Below are 18,197 nucleotides of genomic sequence, written 5' to 3'. Positions count from 1 at the left end.
CATGAATTTCGCACTCACCGACGAACAGCAGATGATCGTGGACACGGTCCGCGCCTTCGTCGAAACGGAAATCTATCCGCACGAAAACGAGGTAGAGCGCACCGGCCATGTGCCGCCGGAACTCGGCCAGGAGATCGCGCGCAAGTGCAAGGAAATCGGCTTCTTCGGCTGCAACATGCCCGAAGAGGTCGGCGGCGCCGGCCTCGACCACACCTCCTTCACCCTCGTCGAGCGCGAACTCGGCCGCGGCTCGATGGCACTGACCGTCTTCTTCGGCCGCCCCTCCGGCATCCTGATGGCCTGCAACGACGAGCAGCGCGAAAAATACCTGCTGCCCGCCGTCAGCGGCGAAAAATTCGACGCGCTGGCCATGACCGAACCGGACGCCGGCTCGGACGTGCGCGGCATGAAATGTTTCGCCCGCAAGGACGGCGACGACTGGGTCGTCAACGGCACGAAACATTTCATCAGCCATGCCAACATCGCCGATTTCGTCATCGTCTTCATCGCGACGGGCGAGGAGGACACGCCGCGCGGCAAGAAGAAGCTGATCACCTGCTTCCTCGTCGACCGCGGCACGCCGGGTTTCGAGATCCGCGACGGCTACACGTCCGTCTCGCACCGCGGCTACAAGAACTGCATCCTCAATTTCGACGAATGCCGCCTGCCCTCCGCCCAGATCCTCGGCGAAGTGCACAAGGGGTTCGATATCGCCAACGACTGGCTCTACGCGACACGCCTGACGGTCGCCGCCACCTCCGTCGGCCGCGCCCGCCGCGCCTTCGACTACGCCCTCAACTACGCCGCCGAGCGCAAGCAGTTCGGCAAGCCGATCGGCGCCAACCAGGGCGTTTCCTTCAAGCTCGCCGACATGATCACCGAGATCGACGCCGCCGACCTCCTGACGCTGTCGGCCGCCTGGCGGCTCGACCAGGGCCTGCCGTCCAACCGCGAGATCGCCTCGGCAAAGGTCTACGCCACGGAAATGCTCGCCCGCGTCACCGACGAGGCGATCCAGATCTTTGGCGGCATGGGCCTGATGGACGACCTGCCCCTCGCCCGCTTCTGGCGCGATGCCCGCGTGGAACGCATCTGGGACGGCACCTCGGAAATCCAGCGGCACATCATCAGCCGCGACCTGCTGCGGCCGCTGGGGGCGTGAGCATGGCAGGCATTGCCCGCAACACCCCCCTCGACCGCCTCATCCGCCCGAAATCCATCGCCGTCTTCGGCGGCAAGGAGGCGCGGCGGGTCATCTTCCAGTGCGACAAGATGGGCTTTTCCGGCGATATCTGGCCGGTGCACCCGCGCGAGGACGAAATTTTAGGCCGCAAATGCTACCGCTCCGTCGCCGACCTGCCTGGCGCGCCGGACGCCTCCTTCGTCGGCGTCAACCGGGAACTCACCATCGGCATCATCCGCGATCTTTCGGCGCGCGGCGCCGGCGGGGCCGTCTGCTACGCCTCCGGCTTCCGCGAGGCCGTCAGCGAGCTTTCCGATGGCGATGACCTCCAGAAGGCGCTGGTGGCGGCCGCCGGCGACATGCCGGTCCTCGGGCCGAACTGCTACGGTTTCATCAACATGCTGGATGGCGCCCTGCTCTGGCCCGACCAGCACGGCATGCTGCGGGCCGAAAAGGGCGTCGCCGTCCTCACGCAATCCTCCAACATCGCCTGCAACATTTCCATGCAGCAGCGCGGCCTGCCGCTCGCCTATATCCTGACCGCCGGCAACCAGGCGCAGACCGGTCTTGCCGATCTCGCCTCAGCGGTGCTCGAAGACCCGCGCGTCACCGCCGTCGGCCTGCATATCGAAGGTTTCGACAGCCTCGAAGCGCTGGAACGCCTCGGCCAGCGCGCACGCGACTTGAAAAAGCCCGTCGTCACACTGAAGGTCGGCAAGTCGGAACAGGCGCAGCTTGCCACCGTCTCGCACACCGCCTCGCTTGCCGGCAACGACGCCGTCTCCTCGGCCCTGCTCGCCCGCCTCGGCATCGGGCGCGTCGAGACGCTGCCGGAACTCCTGGAAACGCTGAAGCTGCTGCATGTCGCCGGTCCGCTGCCGAACTTCGACATCTCCTCGATGAGCTGCTCGGGCGGCGAAGCCTCGCTGATGGCTGACGCCGGCGTGAAGCGGAAGGTCAATTACCGTGCGCTGAAGGATGTCCAGCGCCAGCCGCTGCGCGAAACGCTCGGCCAGATGGTGACAATCTCCAACCCGCTCGACTACCACACCTTCGTCTGGGGCAACCGCGAAAAACAGACTGCTGCCTTCACCACCATGATGGAGGGGGGTTACGGCCTCAACCTCGTCGTTCTCGATTTCCCGCGTCTCGACCGCTGCGACGCGAGCGACTGGATCACCACCTGCCACGCCGTCATCGACGCCGCCAAGGCCACGGGCGCCCATGCCGGCATCGTCGCCAGCATGGCCGAGAACATGCCGGAGGAAACCGCCGAAATGCTGATGCAGAACGGCGTCGTGCCCTTCTACGGCATCGAAGAGGCGCTTGCCGCCGCCGACGCCGCCGCCGGCATCGGCGAAGCCTGGGCGCGGCCGCAATCCGCGCCGCTGCTCAAGACCGTAGGCGGCGAAGGAGAAACCGCCACGCTCACCGAACACGAGGCCAAGCAGGCGCTCGCCGCCCATGGCCTTGCCGTTCCAAAGGGCCTTACCGCAGAAACGGCAGAGGCCGCCGCCGATGCCGCGGAAAAACTCGGCTTCCCGGTCGTGTTGAAGGGCCTCGGCGTCGCGCACAAGACCGAGGCCGGCGCCGTCAAGCTGAACCTTGCGGACCGCGCAGCCGTTTTGGCCGCGGCAAAAACCATGGCGGACGTCGCCTCCGGTTTCCTCGTGGAAAAGATGGTGGGAAAACCCGTCGCCGAACTCATCGTCGGAGCGATGCGCGATCCGGTCGCCGGGCCTGTCCTCACCATCGGCGCCGGCGGTATCCTCGTCGAATTGCTCGAGGATACCGCGATCCTGACCCTGCCGACCGACGAAAAGGCGATCCGGGAGGCGATCGCCAGCCTCAAGATCGCAAAACTGCTCGCCGGCTACCGCGGCGCGCCGAAGGGCGATATCGGCGCCCTCGTCGCGGCCGTCGCATCAGCGGCATCCTATGTCGTTTCAAACGCTTCAATAATCGAAGAACTGGACGTTAATCCCATCATGGTGCTGCCGGAAGGCGACGGTGTCGTCGCAGCCGATGCCCTGATCCGTCTGAGGAAAAATCCATGACCGGACCGATAAGACAGCGCCGCGAGGGCGGCATTCTCGAAGTCACCATCGATCGCCCCAAGGCGAACGCCATCGATCTTGCGACCAGCCGCATCATGGGCAAGATCTTTGCGGATTTCCGCGACGACGAAAGCCTGCGTGTCGCCATCATCACCGGCGCGGGGGAGAAATTCTTCTGTCCAGGATGGGACCTGAAGGCTGCCGCCGACGGCGATGCGGTCGATGGCGATTACGGCGTCGGCGGTTTCGGCGGCATGCAGGAACTGCGTGACCTCAACAAACCGATCATTTCGGCCGTCAACGGCATCTGCTGCGGCGGGGGCCTCGAAATCGCGCTCTCCACCGACCTCATCCTCGCCGCCGAACACGCGACCTTCGCCCTGCCGGAAATCCGCTCCGGCACCGTGGCGGATGCCGCCTCGATCAAACTGCCGAAGCGCATCCCCTACCACATCGCCATGGACATGCTTTTGACCGGCCGATGGCTGGACGTGCAGGAGGCGCATCGCTGGGGGTTCGTCAACGAGATCCTGCCGGCCGACAGGTTGCTCGACCGCGCCTGGGAACTGGCACGCCTGCTCGAAAGCGGCCCGCCGCTCGTCTATGCCGCCATCAAGGAAGTGGTGCGCGCCGCCGAGGGCGAGACCTTCCAGGCGACCATGAACAAGATCACCAAGCGGCAGTTCCGCACGGTCGATATTCTCTATTCCAGCGAAGATCAGCTCGAGGGCGCCCGCGCCTTCGCGGAAAAACGTGATCCCGTCTGGAAGGGACGATGAGGACTGCGCCCCTGCATCGGGCGCAATCCGTATCCTTCCATAAATAAGACTTATGGAAGGAATAGATAATTTAGGGCGTTACACGCGGCTAATGCGTGGGTAAATTTATGGAACGACGAGCCGCATTGCGGCGCAGGGAGGAGGCTTTCGGAGGACGGAAATGCGCTTCTGTCGGCATAAAATGCCGGCCGTAAGGTTGCCTTAGAGGCGAAAAACAGAAATTCTGCCAATCATAACGACAAATGCCCACCTAATGGGCCAGCAAAAGGGAACAGGGGAATGACTGATTACACCAAATATCTCACCAGCCAGGTTTCGCTCGGCAAGATGAACCGCCGCGAGTTCATGGGCCGCGCCGCCGCTTTCGGCGTCACGCTCGCCGTCGCCGGCACGATGTTCGACACCGCGGCACGCGCGCAGGAGCCCAAGCGCGGAGGCAACCTGAAGCTCGGCCTTGAAGGCGCGGCCGCCACCGACTCGAAGGATCCCGCCAAGGCGCTCTCGCAGTTCATGTTCGTCGTCGGTCGCAACTGGGGCGACATGCTCGTCGAATCCGAGCCGCTGACCGGCAAGCCCGTGCCGGCGCTCGCCGAATCCTGGGAGCCGTCCGCCGATGCCTCGACCTGGACGTTCACCATCCGCAAGGGCGTCAAATTCCACGACGGCAAGGAACTGACCGTCGACGACGTCATCAAGACCCTGCAGCGCCACACGGACGAGAAGTCGGAATCGGGCGCGCTCGGCGTCATGAAGTCGATCAAGGAAATCAAGGCCGACGGCGACAAGCTGGTGCTGGTGCTGACCGAAGGCAATGCCGACCTGCCGCTGCTGCTCACCGACTACCACCTCGTCATCCAGCCGAATGGCGGCCTTGACGATCCGAACGCCATGATCGGCACCGGCCCCTACAAGGTGACGAGCTTCGAAGCGGGCGTGCGCGCCACCTTCGAGCGCAACAAGGACGACTGGCGTCAGGACCGCGGCTTCGTCGATACGATCGAAATGATCGCGATGAACGACAAGACGGCCCGCATCGCCGCACTCTCCTCCGGCCAGGTGCACTATATCAACCGCGTCGATCCGAAGACCGTCGACCTCCTGAAGCGCGCACCGACCGTGGAAGTGCTCTCCACCTCCGGCCGCGGCCACTATGTCTTCATCATGCATTGCAACACGGCGCCGTTCGACAACAACGACCTGCGCCTTGCGCTGAAATACGCGATGGACCGCGAGACCATGCTGGAAAAGGTGCTCGGCGGCTATGGCAAGGTCGGCAACGACTTCCCGATCAACGAGACCTATGCCCTCTTCCCGGAGGGCATCGAACAGCGCGCCTACGATCCGGACAAGGCGGCCTTCCACTACAAGAAATCGGGCCACAGCGGCTCCGTCCTGCTGCGCACGTCGGATGTCGCCTTCCCGGGCGCCGTCGACGCAGCCGTGCTCTACCAGGAGAGCGCCAAGAAGGCCGGCATCGAGATCGAGGTGAAGCGCGAGCCCGGCGACGGCTACTGGTCGAACGTCTGGAACGTACAGCCCTTCTCGACCTCCTACTGGGGTGGCCGTCCGACGCAGGACCAGATGTATTCGACAGCCTACCTTTCGAAGGCCGACTGGAACGACACACGCTTCCTTCGCGAAGACTTCGACAAGATGGTGCTCCAGGCCCGCTCGGAACTCGACGAAGCCAAGCGCAAGGAAATGTACCGCGCCATGGCCATGATGGTGCGTGACGAAGGCGGCCTGATCCTGCCGATGTTCAACGACTTCGTGAACGCCTCCTCCAAGCAGGTGAAAGGCTACGTGCACGACATCGGCAACGACATGTCGAACGGCTATGTCGCAACCCGCGTGTGGCTCGACGCCTGATGACCGGCAACGGACCGGCGCACGGTCCGGAGCTGACAGCAACGGCGACTGCGGGCGAAGCCCCGCAGTCTGCCGGCGTTGCCGGGTCGGTTGCGTCCACGGGAGCCCCCATAGACGAAGGCACGCCTTCGTTCTGGGCGAAACTCAGCAAGAGCAGCCCCCTGGTGGCGCTCATCGCGCAACGCTTCGCGCTCAGCGTGGCCTTGCTCTTCGCCGTGTCCCTGATGATCTTCGGGGGCGTGGAAGCCTTGCCGGGCGATTTTGCGACGACCTATCTCGGCCAGTCCGCAACGCCGCAGGCCATCGAGAACATCCGCAAGGATCTCGGTCTCGACCAGCCCGCCACCACACGCTATTTCAACTGGCTCGGTGGCGCCATCCAGGGTGATTTCGGCAATTCCTGGGCCTCGAAAAACTCGGTCGGCGAGCAGATCGGCAAACGCCTTGGCAATTCGCTGTTCCTCGCCTTCTTCGCGGCGATCATCTCGGTGCCGCTCGCGGTCGGCCTCGGCATGCTCGCGGTGCAATACCGAAACCGCATGCCCGACAAGATCATCAACGTCATCTCGCTGGCGGCGATTTCCCTGCCGGAATTCTTCGTCGGCTACCTCCTGATCCTGTTCTTCGCCGTGCAGATGGGTGTCGCGACCTTCCCCGCAACCGTCTATGAATCGATGACGATCGGCGAACGCCTCTCCGCCATCGCCCTACCCACGGCGACGCTCGTCCTCGTCGTGCTCGCCCACATGATGCGCATGACCCGGGCAGCGATCCTCAATGTCATGTCGTCTGCCTATGTCGAAACGGCGGAACTCAAGGGCCTTTCCGGCCTGCGCATCATCGCCAAGCACGCGGCGCCGAACGCCGTCGCGCCCGTCATCAACGTCATCGCGCTGAACCTTGCCTATCTCGTGGTCGGCGTCGTCGTCGTGGAGGTCGTCTTCGTCTATCCCGGCATGGGCCAGTACATGGTCGACGCCGTGACGGTGCGCGACATGCCCGTCGTGCAGGCCTGCGGGCTGATCTTTGCCGCCTTCTACATCTTCCTCAACATGTTCGCCGATATCCTTGCGATCGTTGCGAACCCCAGATTGAGGCATCCGCGATGAGACTTTCCACCATCCCCATCAGCGCCTGGGTCGGCATCATCGGCATCCTGCTCGCCGTCTTCTGCGCTCTCTTCGCCCCCCTCATCGCCCCCTATGGCGAAAGCGAGATCGTCGGCTCCGTCTGGCAGCCGATGGGCGGCGATTTCCTGCTCGGCACCGACAATCTCGGCCGCGACCTCTTCTCGCGACTGATCTTCGGCGCTCGCACCACGATCTTCGTGGCGCTGGCGGCAACGATCCTCTCCTTCTCGCTCGGCATGCTGCTCTCCTTCACGGCGGCGGTGACGGGTGGGCTCGTCGACCAGGCGTTTTCCCGCTTCAACGACCTGATGATGGCGATCCCGACGCTGATCTTCGCGCTCGTCGTGCTCGCGGTTCTGCCGCAGCAGCTCTGGATCCTCATCCTCGTCATGGCGATCCTCGACTCAACCCGCGTCTACCGCATCGGCCGCGCCGTCGCGCTCGATGTGGCGGTCATGGAATTCGTGGAGGCGGCAAGGCTGCGCGGCGAAGGCACCGGCTGGATCATTTTTCGGGAAATCCTGCCCAACACGCTCTCGCCGCTGCTTGCCGAGTTCGGCCTGCGCTTCGCCTTCTCGATCCTGTTCCTCTCCACGCTCTCCTTCCTCGGCCTCGGCATCCAGCCGCCGGCCGCCGACTGGGGCGGCATGGTGAAGGACAACAAGGACGGTATCATCTTCGGCATTTCCGCCGCCCTCATTCCGGGCGGGGCGATTGCCGGGCTCGCCATCTGCGTCAACCTCGTGGTCGACTGGCTGATGAAACGTACCTCCAGCCTCAAGGGGGGCCGCGGCGATGCCTGACCTGCTTTCCGTCAGAAACCTCAAGATCGAGGCGACCAGCTATCCGCCGGGCGAACCGCCAAAAACCGTGACACTCGTCGAAGGCGTGAATTTCGACGTTGAGAAGGGCAAGGTGCTCGGCCTCATCGGCGAATCGGGCGCGGGCAAGTCGACCATCGGCCTCACTGCGCTGGCCTACGGGCGCGGCGGGGTGCGCATCACCGGCGGCGAGGTGAAGCTCAACGGCGAGGACCTCCTGAAACTCTCGCCGTCGGGCATCCGCAAGGTGCGCGGCTGCAAGGTCTGCTACGTCGCGCAATCGGCGGCCGCCGCCTTCAACCCTGCCCACCGGCTCGGCGAACAGGTGATCGAGGCTTCGCTGAAACACGGCATCATGAGCCGGGCGGAGGCGGAAAAGCGCGCGCTCTACCTGTTCAGGGTGCTTGGCCTGCCCAGCCCCGAAACCTTCGGCCAGCGCTATCCGCACCAGGTCTCCGGCGGCCAGCTCCAGCGCGCCATGACCGCCATGGCGCTCTGCCCCAACCCGGAACTCATCGTCTTCGACGAGCCGACCACCGCGCTCGACGTGACGACGCAGATCGACGTGCTCGCCGCCATCAAGCACGCCATCGAGGAGACCCACACCGCTGCGCTCTACATCACCCACGACCTCGCCGTCGTGGCGCAGATCACGGACGACATCCTGGTGCTCCGCCACGGCAAGATGATCGAATACGGCTCGGTGAAGCAGATCATCGAGGCGCCGACGCAGGATTATACCCGCGCGCTGGTCAACGTGCGCGGCACCAAGCGGGACGAAGCGCCCGACCAGTCAGACACGCTTCTGAAGGTCGAAAACGTCACCGCCGGCTATTCCAACGGCTTCAAGGTGCTGCAGAACGTTTCGCTGCACCTGCCGAAGGGCCAGACGCTGGCGGTGGTGGGCGAATCCGGCTCCGGCAAGTCCACCCTCGCCCGCGTCATCACCGGCCTGCTCCCGCCGCAAGAGGGCACGATCAGCTTCGACGGCAAACCCTTGCCCAAGGCGCTGAAAGGCCGATCGAACGACGAGCTTCGCCGCGTCCAGATGATCTACCAGATGGCCGACACCGCGATGAACCCGCGCCAGACAGTGCGCGACATCATCGGCCGGCCGCTCACCTTCTACTACGGCATGCGCGGCCAGCAGAAGACCGAGCGGGTGAAGGAACTGCTGGAACAGATCGAGATGGGCGGCCGCTTCGCCGACCGCTATCCGGCCGAACTCTCCGGCGGCCAGAAGCAGCGCGTCGCCATCGCAAGGGCGCTGGCGGCCCAGCCGGAACTCATCCTCTGCGACGAGCCGACATCCGCCCTCGACCCGCTGGTGGCCGAAGGCATCCTGAAACTGCTGCTGAAACTTCAGGACGAGACCCACGTCTCCTACATGTTCATCACCCACGACATCGCCATCGTGCGCGCCATCGCCGATTCGGTGGCCGTGATGCACCGGGGCAAACTCGTGCGCTTCGGCCCGAAATCGAAGGTGCTTTCTCCGCCCTTCGACGACTATACGGACCTGCTGCTGAAATCCGTTCCCGAAATGGAGATCGGCTGGCTGGAGAAGGTGCTGACCACGCGGCGTATGGAAAGCGCCGGCAACTGACAAAAGCGGGCGGCGGAGGTCGCCCGTTTCCTTTTACGGCAACTCCAAGAGCCGCCCCTCATCCAGCCTGCCGGCCACCTTCTCCCGCAAACGGGGCGAAGGGGATATGCCGCACCGGTTTCCCCAACCAACACCCGTTAACAGGGTAGATCCCCTCTCCCCGCTTTGCGGAGAGAGGGTTGGGGTGAGGGGAAAATCCTCCGAACATTCAATTCTGCGTGCAGGTCACATCCCCGAGACGGCTCGCCGATTCGCCCTCCACCGACACGGTCTCATCGCCCCGCGCGGTGCAATTGCCCTTCTCGCCAACGCCCGAGCGGAATTTCACCATCGGCTGGCCCTCGATCATGATGCTCGGCACGATCTCGTAAAGTTCCGGCGGGCAGTTCACCACGTCGGAAAGCCGAAGCGCCGGCGCGCCGCCGATGAAGACGCTCTTCGAGCCGGAGAGGGCGCAGGACGGAAGGGGCGCCGGCGCATCCTCCGCAAAGGAGACGGACGGCCCCCCCGCCAAAAGACCAAAAGCCAGAACCGCGCTAGCCAGCCGCAAAAATCGCATCACTTGTCTCCCTTTTCACGCGCCGTGCGGGACAGCGCCCGCAGCGTTTCGAGTGCCCGTTCGGCATCCCGCTCCGGCACGAATATATGGTCGTGATGGTAACCGGCAACCACGTTGGCGCTGATCCCTTCCGTCGTCAGCGCCGTCGCGAAGGCCGCCGTCAGTCCCACTGCCTCCAGCGAGGAATGCACCGTGAGCGTGATCATGCGCATCGGAGCGCTGGTGGCCAGCCCGTCCGCCGCCTCGAAAGGCAGGATCAGCGTCATGCCCTCCGCCTCCCGGAAGACGCCGATCGGCGCACGCAGGAGGCACCGGGCGAACTCGTCGCCCGGCACAGAGGCATAGACGAAGCGGCCTTCGGCCAGTGCCGGCTCCATCGTCGCGAGCAGTTCGTCGAGATCGGTAACACCGCTCATGGTTGGGCCATCCGGCGCACGGCATCGCACAGCGCCGCAAAACCGGCCCTCGCCCCCGCGCTCATGAAACGGGCACGCAGCCACGCATGGATCATCTGCTTTTCCTCGCGAAACTCCACCGGCACGCCAGCGAGCGCCAGCCGCGCGGCATAGGCCCGCGCATCGTCGCGCAGCGGATCGAAAAAAGCACCGGTAATGAAGGTGGACGGCAGGGCGGCAAGGTTTTCCGCCCGCAGCGGGAAGGCGTGCGCGGCCTCCTCCGGCGCCTTGTAGACCTCCCGGTAATAGGCGACATCGGCAGTTGAAAGGCCCGGCGCCTCGGCCATTTCCAGATAGGAACCGGAAGCAAGGTCACCGCCGAGACCCGGATAGACCAGCGCCTGCCCGGCAATGCCCTTCAGCCCCTCGTCGCGTGCCTTCAGCACGATGCCGGCCGCAAGGTTTCCCCCCGCGCTGTCGCCGATCACCACGACCGGGTGATTTTCCAGTAGAAGCTCGATCAGCACGGCCCAGCAATCGTCGAAGGCGGCGGGCCAGACATGCTCCGGCGACAGGCGGTAATCCACGGACACAAGCTCGGCGCCCGCGGCCTCGCAAAGCTCGGCGCAGATCGCGTCATGGCTGCCGAGCGAGCCAACGACGAAGCCACCGCCGTGAATGTAGAAAAGCCGTGTCGCGCTCGTCATCGCCGCCGGGCGGTAGCGGCGCACCGGAATGCGCCCCGCAATGACACTGTCCTGCTTGGTCATGCCCACAGGCGGCGGTGCGTCGAAGGCGGCGCAGAGCGCATCGTACCAGCCGCGCTGCTGCCCGATATCCGCATCGACGGCATCGGCGGGATAAAAACCCTCGCAGCGCTTGTGGAAGGCGAGAATGCCCTCCTCGGTCGGCATGGGGCGTTCGGTCATGGCGGCTCCTCGTTGCCGGCACCGTTTCGGCTCGGCGGAACGGCTGCGGGGGCTTGTCCGGTCGCAGCATCAGCCGGCACGACAGTGCCGCCTGGCTGAAGATGCTTGCGGCGGGGATCATAGCAGCGCGCCTCCCGCACGCCTGTCCCATCCGCGGCTTTCCCAAGGAATTTTCGCGGCTTGCTTCGCCCGCGCCGGGCATATTAACTGCCGCCATGGCATTCACCTTCCGGCAACTGCAATATTTCGTCGCCGTCGCGGAACAAGGGTCCGTAACGCGCGCCGCGCAAATCCTCTCGATCTCGCAATCCTCGATCACCGAGGCCATCAAGGAGCTCGAATCCGACCTCGGCGTCGAACTCTTCGAGCGCCATCCGCGCGGGTTGACGACCACGCACAACGGCCACCAGTTCCTGCGTCACGCCACAAAAATCCTGTCGAACGTCTCGGACGCCCGTCGCTCCTTCTCCGACAACCGCACGGCGGAAAAGGGCCAGCTCAATCTCGGCGTCACGTCCCTCGTCGCCGGCTACGTGCTGTCGGACCTGCTCTCGCGCTATCGCCGCGCCTTTCCCGGCATCGAGGTGAGCGCCATCGAGGACAACGGCTCCTATCTCGAGCATCTCCTGGTCGGCGGCGAGCTCGACGTTGCCGTCATGGTCATCTCGAACCTGCGCGACCGCATGGCGTTGCAGGCGGAAATCCTGGAAACCTCGCCCTATCGCCTCTGGCTGCCGATCGGCCACCCGCTCGTCGCGGCCGACATCATCTCGGTCAGCGACATCGCGAAGGAACCGCTGATCATGCTGACGGTCGATGAAATCGAGGAGAACACCGGCAAGCTTCTGACCGCACTCGGCGCCCGCCCGCATGTCGCCTTCCGCACCCGCTCGGTGGAGGCGGTGCGCAGCCTCGTGGCCACCGGGGCAGGCATCGCGCTCCTGCCCGACCTTGTCTACCGTCCCTGGTCGCTGGAAGGCGACCGCATCGAAAGCCGCGACGTCTCCGGCGCGCTACCGGTCGTGCAGGTCGGCATGGTCTGGCGCAAGGGATCCAGCCTGCCGCAGGCGGCGCGGGATTTTGTGGGGCTGGCGGAGGCGCTGAGGAGCGGGCGGGGAAGATAACACCTACGATTTCGGAATTTCCGATAGCGACATTCTGATTAATGAATTTGCGAAAGCGGCGAAATCGCGGCACCTTTTCATCCGGGAACAATACCGCAGCAAAGCGGATCAAACCGGGAGACTGTCATGACGCGACTTCTGCATTCCTGCACCGCGCTTACCCTTTCGCTCGCCTTCACCACCGCCGCCATCGCCCAGGAACCGCTGAAGGCACTTGGCGCCGGCGAAGGCGAAGTCTCCATCGTCGCCTGGGCCGGCTATATCGAGCGCGGCGAGACGGACAAGAACTATGACTGGGTCACCGAGTTCGAGAAGAAGACGAGCTGCAAGGTCACCGTTAAGACTGCCGCCACCTCGGACGAAATGGTGGCGCTGATGAACGAGGGCGGCTTCGACCTCGTCACCGCCTCGGGCGACGCGTCGCTCCGCCTCGTCGCGGGCAAGCGCGTCCAGCCGATCAACACCGATCTCATCCCGAGCTGGAAGACCATCGACGAGCGCCTGCAGAACGCGCCCTGGCATACCGTGAACGGCGTGCACTACGGCACACCCTACCTCTGGGGGCCGAACGTCCTGATGTACAACACCGAGGCCTTCAAGGGCGAAGCCCCGAAAAGCTGGAACGTCGTCTTCGAGGAGATGACGCTGCCGGACGGCAAGTCGAACAAGGGGCGCGTACAGGCCTATGACGGCCCGATCCACATCGCCGACGCCGCGCAATACCTGATGAAGCACAAGCCGGAACTCGGCATCAAGGATCCCTACGAACTCAACGAAGACCAGTACAAGGCCGCGCTCGACCTGCTGCGCGTGCAGCGCACGCTGGTCGGCCGCTACTGGCATGACGCGATGATCCAGATCGACGACTTCAAGAACGAAGGCGTCGTCGCCTCCGGCTCCTGGCCGTTCCAGGTCAACCTGATGCAGGCCGAAAAGCAGCCGATCGCCTCGACCTTCCCGGAAGAGGGTGTGACGGGCTGGTCGGACACGACCATGCTGCATGCCGAAAGCCAGCATCCGAACTGCGCCTATATGTGGATGGAGCACTCGCTGTCCGCCAAGGTGCAAGGCGATGCCGCCGCCTGGTTCGGCGCAGTTCCCTCCGTTCCGGCCGCCTGCAAGGGCAATGCGCTGCTGACCGACGAAGGCTGCAAGACCAACGGGTTCGAGAACTTCGAGAAGATCGCCTTCTGGCGCACGCCGGTGACCAAGTGCGAAAGCCAGGGCGAGTGCGTGCCCTACCACCGCTGGGTCTCCGACTATATCGGCGTGATCGGCGGCCGGTGAGGCCGCAATAGCCCCTCACCCTAACCCTCTCCCCGCAGGCGGGGAGAGGGAACGTGCCCCAAGATACTTCGTTCGCCCCGACGGTTGATCGGTAGCGGGAACGCGTCCTCATGCCTCCTTCGCCCCGCTTGCGGGGAGAAGGTGCCGGCAGGCGGACGAGGGGCAGAACACAAGACACCCGGAGCCCCCATGACCGCCGTCCTGTTTCAGCAAGTCTCCCGCCACTTCGGCGCCGTGCGTGCCGTCGACAGCGTGGACCTCGCAATAACCGAGGGTGAGTTCTTCGCCATGCTGGGCCCGTCCGGTTCCGGCAAGACGACGTGCCTGCGCCTGATGGCCGGTTTCGAGCAGCCGACCTCGGGCCATATCGAGATCTTTGGCGAGACGGCGGAGGGCGTGCCGCCCTACCGGCGCAACGTCAATACGGTCTTTCAGGACTACGCCCTCTTCCCGCATCTCTCGATCCTCGAAAACGTCGCCTACGGGCTGATGGTCAAGGGCGTCGGCAAGGCGGAGCGGCTGAAGGCGGCCGAGGAAGCGCTCGCCATGGTAAAACTGCCGGGCTACGGCACACGCCGACCCGGCCAGCTCTCCGGTGGCCAGCGCCAGCGCGTGGCACTGGCGCGCGCGCTCGTCAATCGCCCTCGCGTGCTCCTTCTCGACGAACCGCTCGGCGCGCTCGATCTCAAGCTGCGCGAGCAGATGCAGGAGGAACTGAAGAGTCTGCAAAAGTCGCTGGGCATCACCTTCGTCTTCGTCACCCACGACCAGGGCGAGGCCCTGTCGATGGCCGACCGCATCGCCGTCTTCAGCGAGGGCAAGATCCAGCAGCTCGGCACGCCGGAAGAGGTCTACAAGCGGCCGAAGACGCGTTTCGTCGCCGATTTCGTCGGTTCCTCCAATGTGCTGCCGCCCGATTTCGTGGCGACGCTCGGCTTCGGCCGGAGCTATGCGAGCCTCAGGCCGGAGGCGATCGCGCTGGGTGACACCGGTCCGGGCCGCAAGCAGTTTTCCGGCCGCGTGACAGCGACGAGCTTCCTCGGCGCGGCAAACCGCGTGACGGTGGAGACCGCCGGCGCCCGCATCGCAGCGATGATCCCAGCATCCCTCACGGTCCCTGCACAGGGCGAGACGGTCACCCTCTCCTTCCTGCCGGAAGACCTGCACGCGATGGACGGTGCCCAATGAGCGTCGCCGCCGACACCTCCATCCTCGCGCGCCGCGAAGGCGCCTCCGGGCGGCTTTCGGATTTCTTCTGGCGCAACCCGAGGATCCTGCTGTTCCTGATGCTGACGCCACCGCTCCTCTGGCTCGGCGTGATCTATCTCGGCGCGCTCTTCGCGCTCCTCTTGCAGAGCTTCTTCTCGATCGACGACTTTTCCGGGCTGATCAACTACGAGTTCACGCTCGCCACCTACAAGCAGCTGCTCATCCCGTCGAATTTCGACATCATCCTGCGCACCGTGCTGATGGCCGTTCTGGTGACGCTCGCCTCCGCCGCCATCGCCTTTCCGATCGCCTATTACGCGGCGCGCTATGCCCGCGGAAAATGGAAGGTCGTCTTCTACCTCGGCGTCATGCTGCCGCTGTGGTCGAGCTATCTCGTGAAAGTCTATGCCTGGAAGCTCATCCTCGCCAAGGAAGGCATCGTCACCTGGGCCTTCGCCAAGCTGCATCTTTCCTGGCTGCTCGATGCCTGGCTGGCGCTGCCCGTCGTCGGCGGTTCGTCGCTGTCGATCAGCTATACCGGCACCTTCATCGTTTTCATCTATGTCTGGATGCCCTTCATGATCCTGCCGATCCAGGCGGCGCTGGAGCGCGTGCCGGGCAACCTGATCGAGGCTTCCGCCGATCTCGGCGGCAACCCGGCGCAGACCTTCCGCCATGTCCTCTTCCCCCTGGCGCTGCCCGGCATCATCGCCGGCTCGATCTTCACCTTCTCACTGACATTGGGCGACTACATCATCCCGCAGATCATCGGCTCGTCGCGGCTCTTCATCGGCCAGGCGGTCTATGCCCAGCAGGGCACGGCCGGCAACATCCCGCTCGCCGCCGCCTTCTCCGTCGTGCCGATCGTCATCATGGGCCTCTATCTCTGGATGGCCAAGCGACAGGGAGCCTTCGATGCGCTCTGACAAAAACACCTCGGCCCCGCTCGGCTTGAAGATCGCCGCTGGCCTCGGCCTTCTCTTCCTGCACCTGCCGATCCTGCTCATCTTCCTTTATGCCTTCACGACGGAGGAGAAGAGCTACCAGTTCCCGCCGCCGGGCTATACGCTGCAATGGTTCGCCGTTACCTGGAACCGGCCGGATGTCTGGGAGGCGATGGGGCTTTCCGTTCGCGTCGCGTCCATCTCGACCGCCGTCGCCCTGGTGCTCGGCACGCTGTGCGCCGCCGCCGTTTCCCGCACGAAATTCTTCGGCCGGGAGACGATCTCGCTGCTCGTCATCCTGCCGATCGCCCTGCCCGGCATCATCACCGGCATCGCACTGCGCTCGGCCTTCTCGTTTGCGGAAATCCCCTTCTCCTTCTGGACGATCGTGCTCGGCCACGCGACCTTCTGCGTCGTGGTCGTCTACAACAATGCCGTCGCCCGCTTCCGCCGCGTCTCGGGCTCGCTGATCGAGGCCTCGATGGACCTCGGCGCTGACAGTTTCCAGACCTTCCGCTACATCATCCTGCCGAACATCGGCACCGCCCTGCTCGCCGGCGGCATGCTCGCCTTCGCCCTCTCCTTTGACGAGGTGATCGTCACCACCTTCACCGCCGGCCAGCAATCGACCCTGCCGATCTGGATGCTGGAGGAACTGGTGCGCCCGCGCCAGCGGCCGGTGACCAACGTCGTCGCCATGGTCGTGGTGCTCGTCACCTTCCTGCCGATCCTCGGCGCCTACTACCTCACCCGCGACGGCGACCAGGTCGCCGGCGCCGGCAAATGAACCAACGATAAGGGAGAACCACGATGGACACCCAGATGCTGATCGGCTCGCGTTTCGAAGCCGGCACCGAGGCCGAGGAGCACATCCTGAACCCGAAGACGGGCGCGAAGATCGTCGACCTGCCGGAAGCCTCCTACGCCCAGATCGACGCTGCCGTCGACGCCGCAGAAAGGGCCTTTGTCTCCTGGGCGACCACCACGCCCGCCGAACGCTCCGGCTATCTCCTGAAGATCGCTGACGCGATCGAGAAGGACGCCGATGCCTTCGCAGCGCTGGAATCGCTCAATTGCGGCAAGCCGATCAATGCCGCGCGCAATGACGAACTGCCCGCCATCGTCGATTGCTGGCGCTTCTTTGCCGGCGCCATCCGCTCGCTGAGCGCCCCGGTCGCCGCCGAATACCTGCCCGGCTTCACCTCCATGGTGCGGCGCGACCCGATCGGCATCGTCGGCTCGATCGCGCCATGGAACTATCCGCTGATGATGATGGCCTGGAAGCTGGCCCCGGCCATTGCCGGCGGCAACACCGTCGTCTTCAAGCCCTCCGAGCAGACGCCGCTGACGGCGCTGAAGATGGCGAAGCTGCTTGCCGACATCCTGCCGGAAGGCGTGGTCAACATCGTGCTCGGCCGCGGCGAGACGGTCGGCAATGCGCTGATCAACCATCCGAAGATCAACATGGTGTCGATCACCGGCGACGTGGCGACCGGCAAGAAGGTGCTCGCCGCCGCCGCCAAGACGGTCAAGCGCACCCATCTGGAACTCGGCGGCAAGGCCCCCGTCGTCGTCTTCGACGATGCGGACCTCGACGCCGTCGTCTCGGGCATCCGCGCCTTCGGCTACTACAATGCCGGCCAGGACTGCACGGCAGCCTGCCGCATCTACGCGCAGGACGGCATCTACGAAAAACTGGTCGCCGACCTCTCGGCCGCCGTCTCGACCATCAAATACAACGACCCCGACGACACGCAGAACGAGATCGGCCCGCTGATCTCCAGGCGCCAGCGCGACCGCGTCGCCAGCTTCGTCGAGCGCGCCGCCGAGGTGAAGCATATCGAGATCACCACGGGAGGCCGGGCCGGCAGCGACGACGGCTACTTCTTCCAGCCGACCGTGGTGGCCGGCGCGACCCAGGACGACGAGATCGTGCGCCGCGAGGTGTTCGGCCCCGTCGTCTCCGTCACCCGCTTCTCCGAGGCGGACCAGGCCGTCGCCTGGGCGAATGACAGCGACTACGGCCTCGCCTCCTCCGTCTGGACCAAGGACATCGGCAAGGCGATGAAAGCCGCCGCCCGCCTGCAATACGGCTGCACCTGGATCAACACCCACTTCATGCTGACCACCGAAATGCCCCATGGCGGCGTCAAGCAGTCGGGCTACGGCAAGGACATGTCGATCTATGCACTGGAGGACTACACCGCCGTGCGCCACGTGATGATCAGTCACGACTAATCCTCCCAGCCGCCCAAGAGCGCGGCCACCTTCCGGGGCGCTCCCGCTGCCCCGGAACTTTTTTGTC

16 protein-coding genes are annotated in these 18,197 nt (G+C 64.8%); 13 read left to right on the top strand and 3 right to left on the bottom strand.

Translation table 11 applies throughout. From position 1 onward, the window contains the following. The first annotated feature begins 1 nt into the window (after position 1). The 7 genes from EXZ48_RS08105 (at position 2) to EXZ48_RS08075 (ending at position 9,445) form a co-directional block, all read left to right on the top strand. Complete coding sequence (locus EXZ48_RS08105) at positions 2-1,162, top strand: acyl-CoA dehydrogenase family protein (protein ID WP_130515253.1); 1,161 nt, start codon at positions 2-4, stop codon at positions 1,160-1,162. A gap of 2 nt (positions 1,163-1,164) precedes the next feature. Next, on the top strand, positions 1,165-3,240 hold the full coding sequence (locus EXZ48_RS08100; protein WP_130515251.1) for an acetate--CoA ligase family protein: 2,076 nt from the start codon (positions 1,165-1,167) through the stop codon (positions 3,238-3,240). Continuing rightward, positions 3,237-4,019, top strand: a complete 783-nt coding sequence (locus EXZ48_RS08095) for a carnitinyl-CoA dehydratase (protein ID WP_050744488.1) — start codon at positions 3,237-3,239, stop codon at positions 4,017-4,019. The genes EXZ48_RS08100 and EXZ48_RS08095 overlap by 4 nt, the downstream gene beginning before the upstream one ends. A 279-nt stretch (positions 4,020-4,298) precedes the next feature. After that, entirely contained in the window at positions 4,299-5,888 is a 1,590-nt protein-coding gene (locus EXZ48_RS08090; protein ID WP_023515825.1) for an ABC transporter substrate-binding protein, read from the top strand. Continuing rightward, positions 5,888-6,997, top strand: coding sequence for an ABC transporter permease (locus tag EXZ48_RS08085; protein WP_023515824.1), 1,110 nt, complete (start codon positions 5,888-5,890; stop codon positions 6,995-6,997). The genes EXZ48_RS08090 and EXZ48_RS08085 overlap by 1 nt, the downstream gene beginning before the upstream one ends. After that, positions 6,994-7,821, top strand: coding sequence for an ABC transporter permease (locus tag EXZ48_RS08080; protein WP_050744487.1), 828 nt, complete (start codon positions 6,994-6,996; stop codon positions 7,819-7,821). The genes EXZ48_RS08085 and EXZ48_RS08080 overlap by 4 nt, the downstream gene beginning before the upstream one ends. Further along, entirely contained in the window at positions 7,814-9,445 is a 1,632-nt protein-coding gene (locus tag EXZ48_RS08075; protein WP_130515250.1) for an ABC transporter ATP-binding protein, read from the top strand. The genes EXZ48_RS08080 and EXZ48_RS08075 overlap by 8 nt, the downstream gene beginning before the upstream one ends. Before the next feature lie 208 nt (positions 9,446-9,653). Here EXZ48_RS08075 and EXZ48_RS08070 read toward each other — a convergent pair whose 3' ends face one another. From EXZ48_RS08070 to EXZ48_RS08060, 3 genes are read right to left on the bottom strand one after another with little or no spacing between them, the layout of a single operon-like run. Continuing rightward, positions 9,654-10,004 (bottom strand): PAAR domain-containing protein, encoded by a 351-nt coding sequence (locus EXZ48_RS08070; RefSeq protein ID WP_050744485.1) that lies wholly within the window; start codon positions 10,002-10,004, stop codon positions 9,654-9,656. Then, positions 10,004-10,420 carry an ACT domain-containing protein gene (locus tag EXZ48_RS08065; RefSeq protein WP_130515248.1) on the bottom strand — a complete coding sequence of 139 codons (417 nt, stop codon included), beginning with the start codon at positions 10,418-10,420 and terminating at the stop codon, positions 10,004-10,006. The genes EXZ48_RS08070 and EXZ48_RS08065 overlap by 1 nt, the downstream gene beginning before the upstream one ends. Then, positions 10,417-11,328: an alpha/beta hydrolase gene (locus tag EXZ48_RS08060; RefSeq protein ID WP_245461972.1), complete on the bottom strand. Its 912-nt coding sequence runs from the start codon at positions 11,326-11,328 to the stop codon at positions 10,417-10,419. Before EXZ48_RS08060 ends, EXZ48_RS08065 begins: the two co-directional genes overlap by 4 nt. 215 nt (positions 11,329-11,543) lie before the next feature. Here EXZ48_RS08060 and EXZ48_RS08055 point away from each other — a divergent pair, with 215 nt between their 5' ends. The 6 genes from EXZ48_RS08055 (at position 11,544) to EXZ48_RS08030 (ending at position 18,130) form a co-directional block, all read left to right on the top strand. After that, positions 11,544-12,452, top strand: coding sequence for a LysR family transcriptional regulator (locus EXZ48_RS08055; RefSeq protein ID WP_023515818.1), 909 nt, complete (start codon positions 11,544-11,546; stop codon positions 12,450-12,452). Between the two features lie 126 nt (positions 12,453-12,578). Next, positions 12,579-13,739: an ABC transporter substrate-binding protein gene (locus EXZ48_RS08050; protein ID WP_023515817.1), complete on the top strand. Its 1,161-nt coding sequence runs from the start codon at positions 12,579-12,581 to the stop codon at positions 13,737-13,739. 189 nt (positions 13,740-13,928) lie between these two features. Next, the gene (locus EXZ48_RS08045; RefSeq protein ID WP_050744482.1) at positions 13,929-14,927 is read left to right on the top strand and encodes an ABC transporter ATP-binding protein; all 999 of its coding nucleotides are present in this window, start codon (positions 13,929-13,931) and stop codon (positions 14,925-14,927) included. Next, positions 14,924-15,874 (top strand): ABC transporter permease, encoded by a 951-nt coding sequence (locus EXZ48_RS08040; RefSeq protein WP_130515245.1) that lies wholly within the window; start codon positions 14,924-14,926, stop codon positions 15,872-15,874. Before EXZ48_RS08045 ends, EXZ48_RS08040 begins: the two co-directional genes overlap by 4 nt. Then, on the top strand, positions 15,864-16,679 hold the full coding sequence (locus tag EXZ48_RS08035; RefSeq protein ID WP_023515814.1) for an ABC transporter permease: 816 nt from the start codon (positions 15,864-15,866) through the stop codon (positions 16,677-16,679). Before EXZ48_RS08040 ends, EXZ48_RS08035 begins: the two co-directional genes overlap by 11 nt. Before the next feature lie 23 nt (positions 16,680-16,702). Continuing rightward, positions 16,703-18,130: a gamma-aminobutyraldehyde dehydrogenase gene (locus EXZ48_RS08030; protein ID WP_130515244.1), complete on the top strand. Its 1,428-nt coding sequence runs from the start codon at positions 16,703-16,705 to the stop codon at positions 18,128-18,130. Positions 18,131-18,197 lie beyond the last annotated feature (67 nt).

Origin of the sequence: Shinella sp. JR1-6 (genome assembly GCF_004284735.1) — a bacterium.
Taxonomy (GTDB): Bacteria; Pseudomonadota; Alphaproteobacteria; order Rhizobiales; family Rhizobiaceae; genus Shinella.
This window is presented reverse-complemented; position numbering and strand designations above follow the sequence as displayed.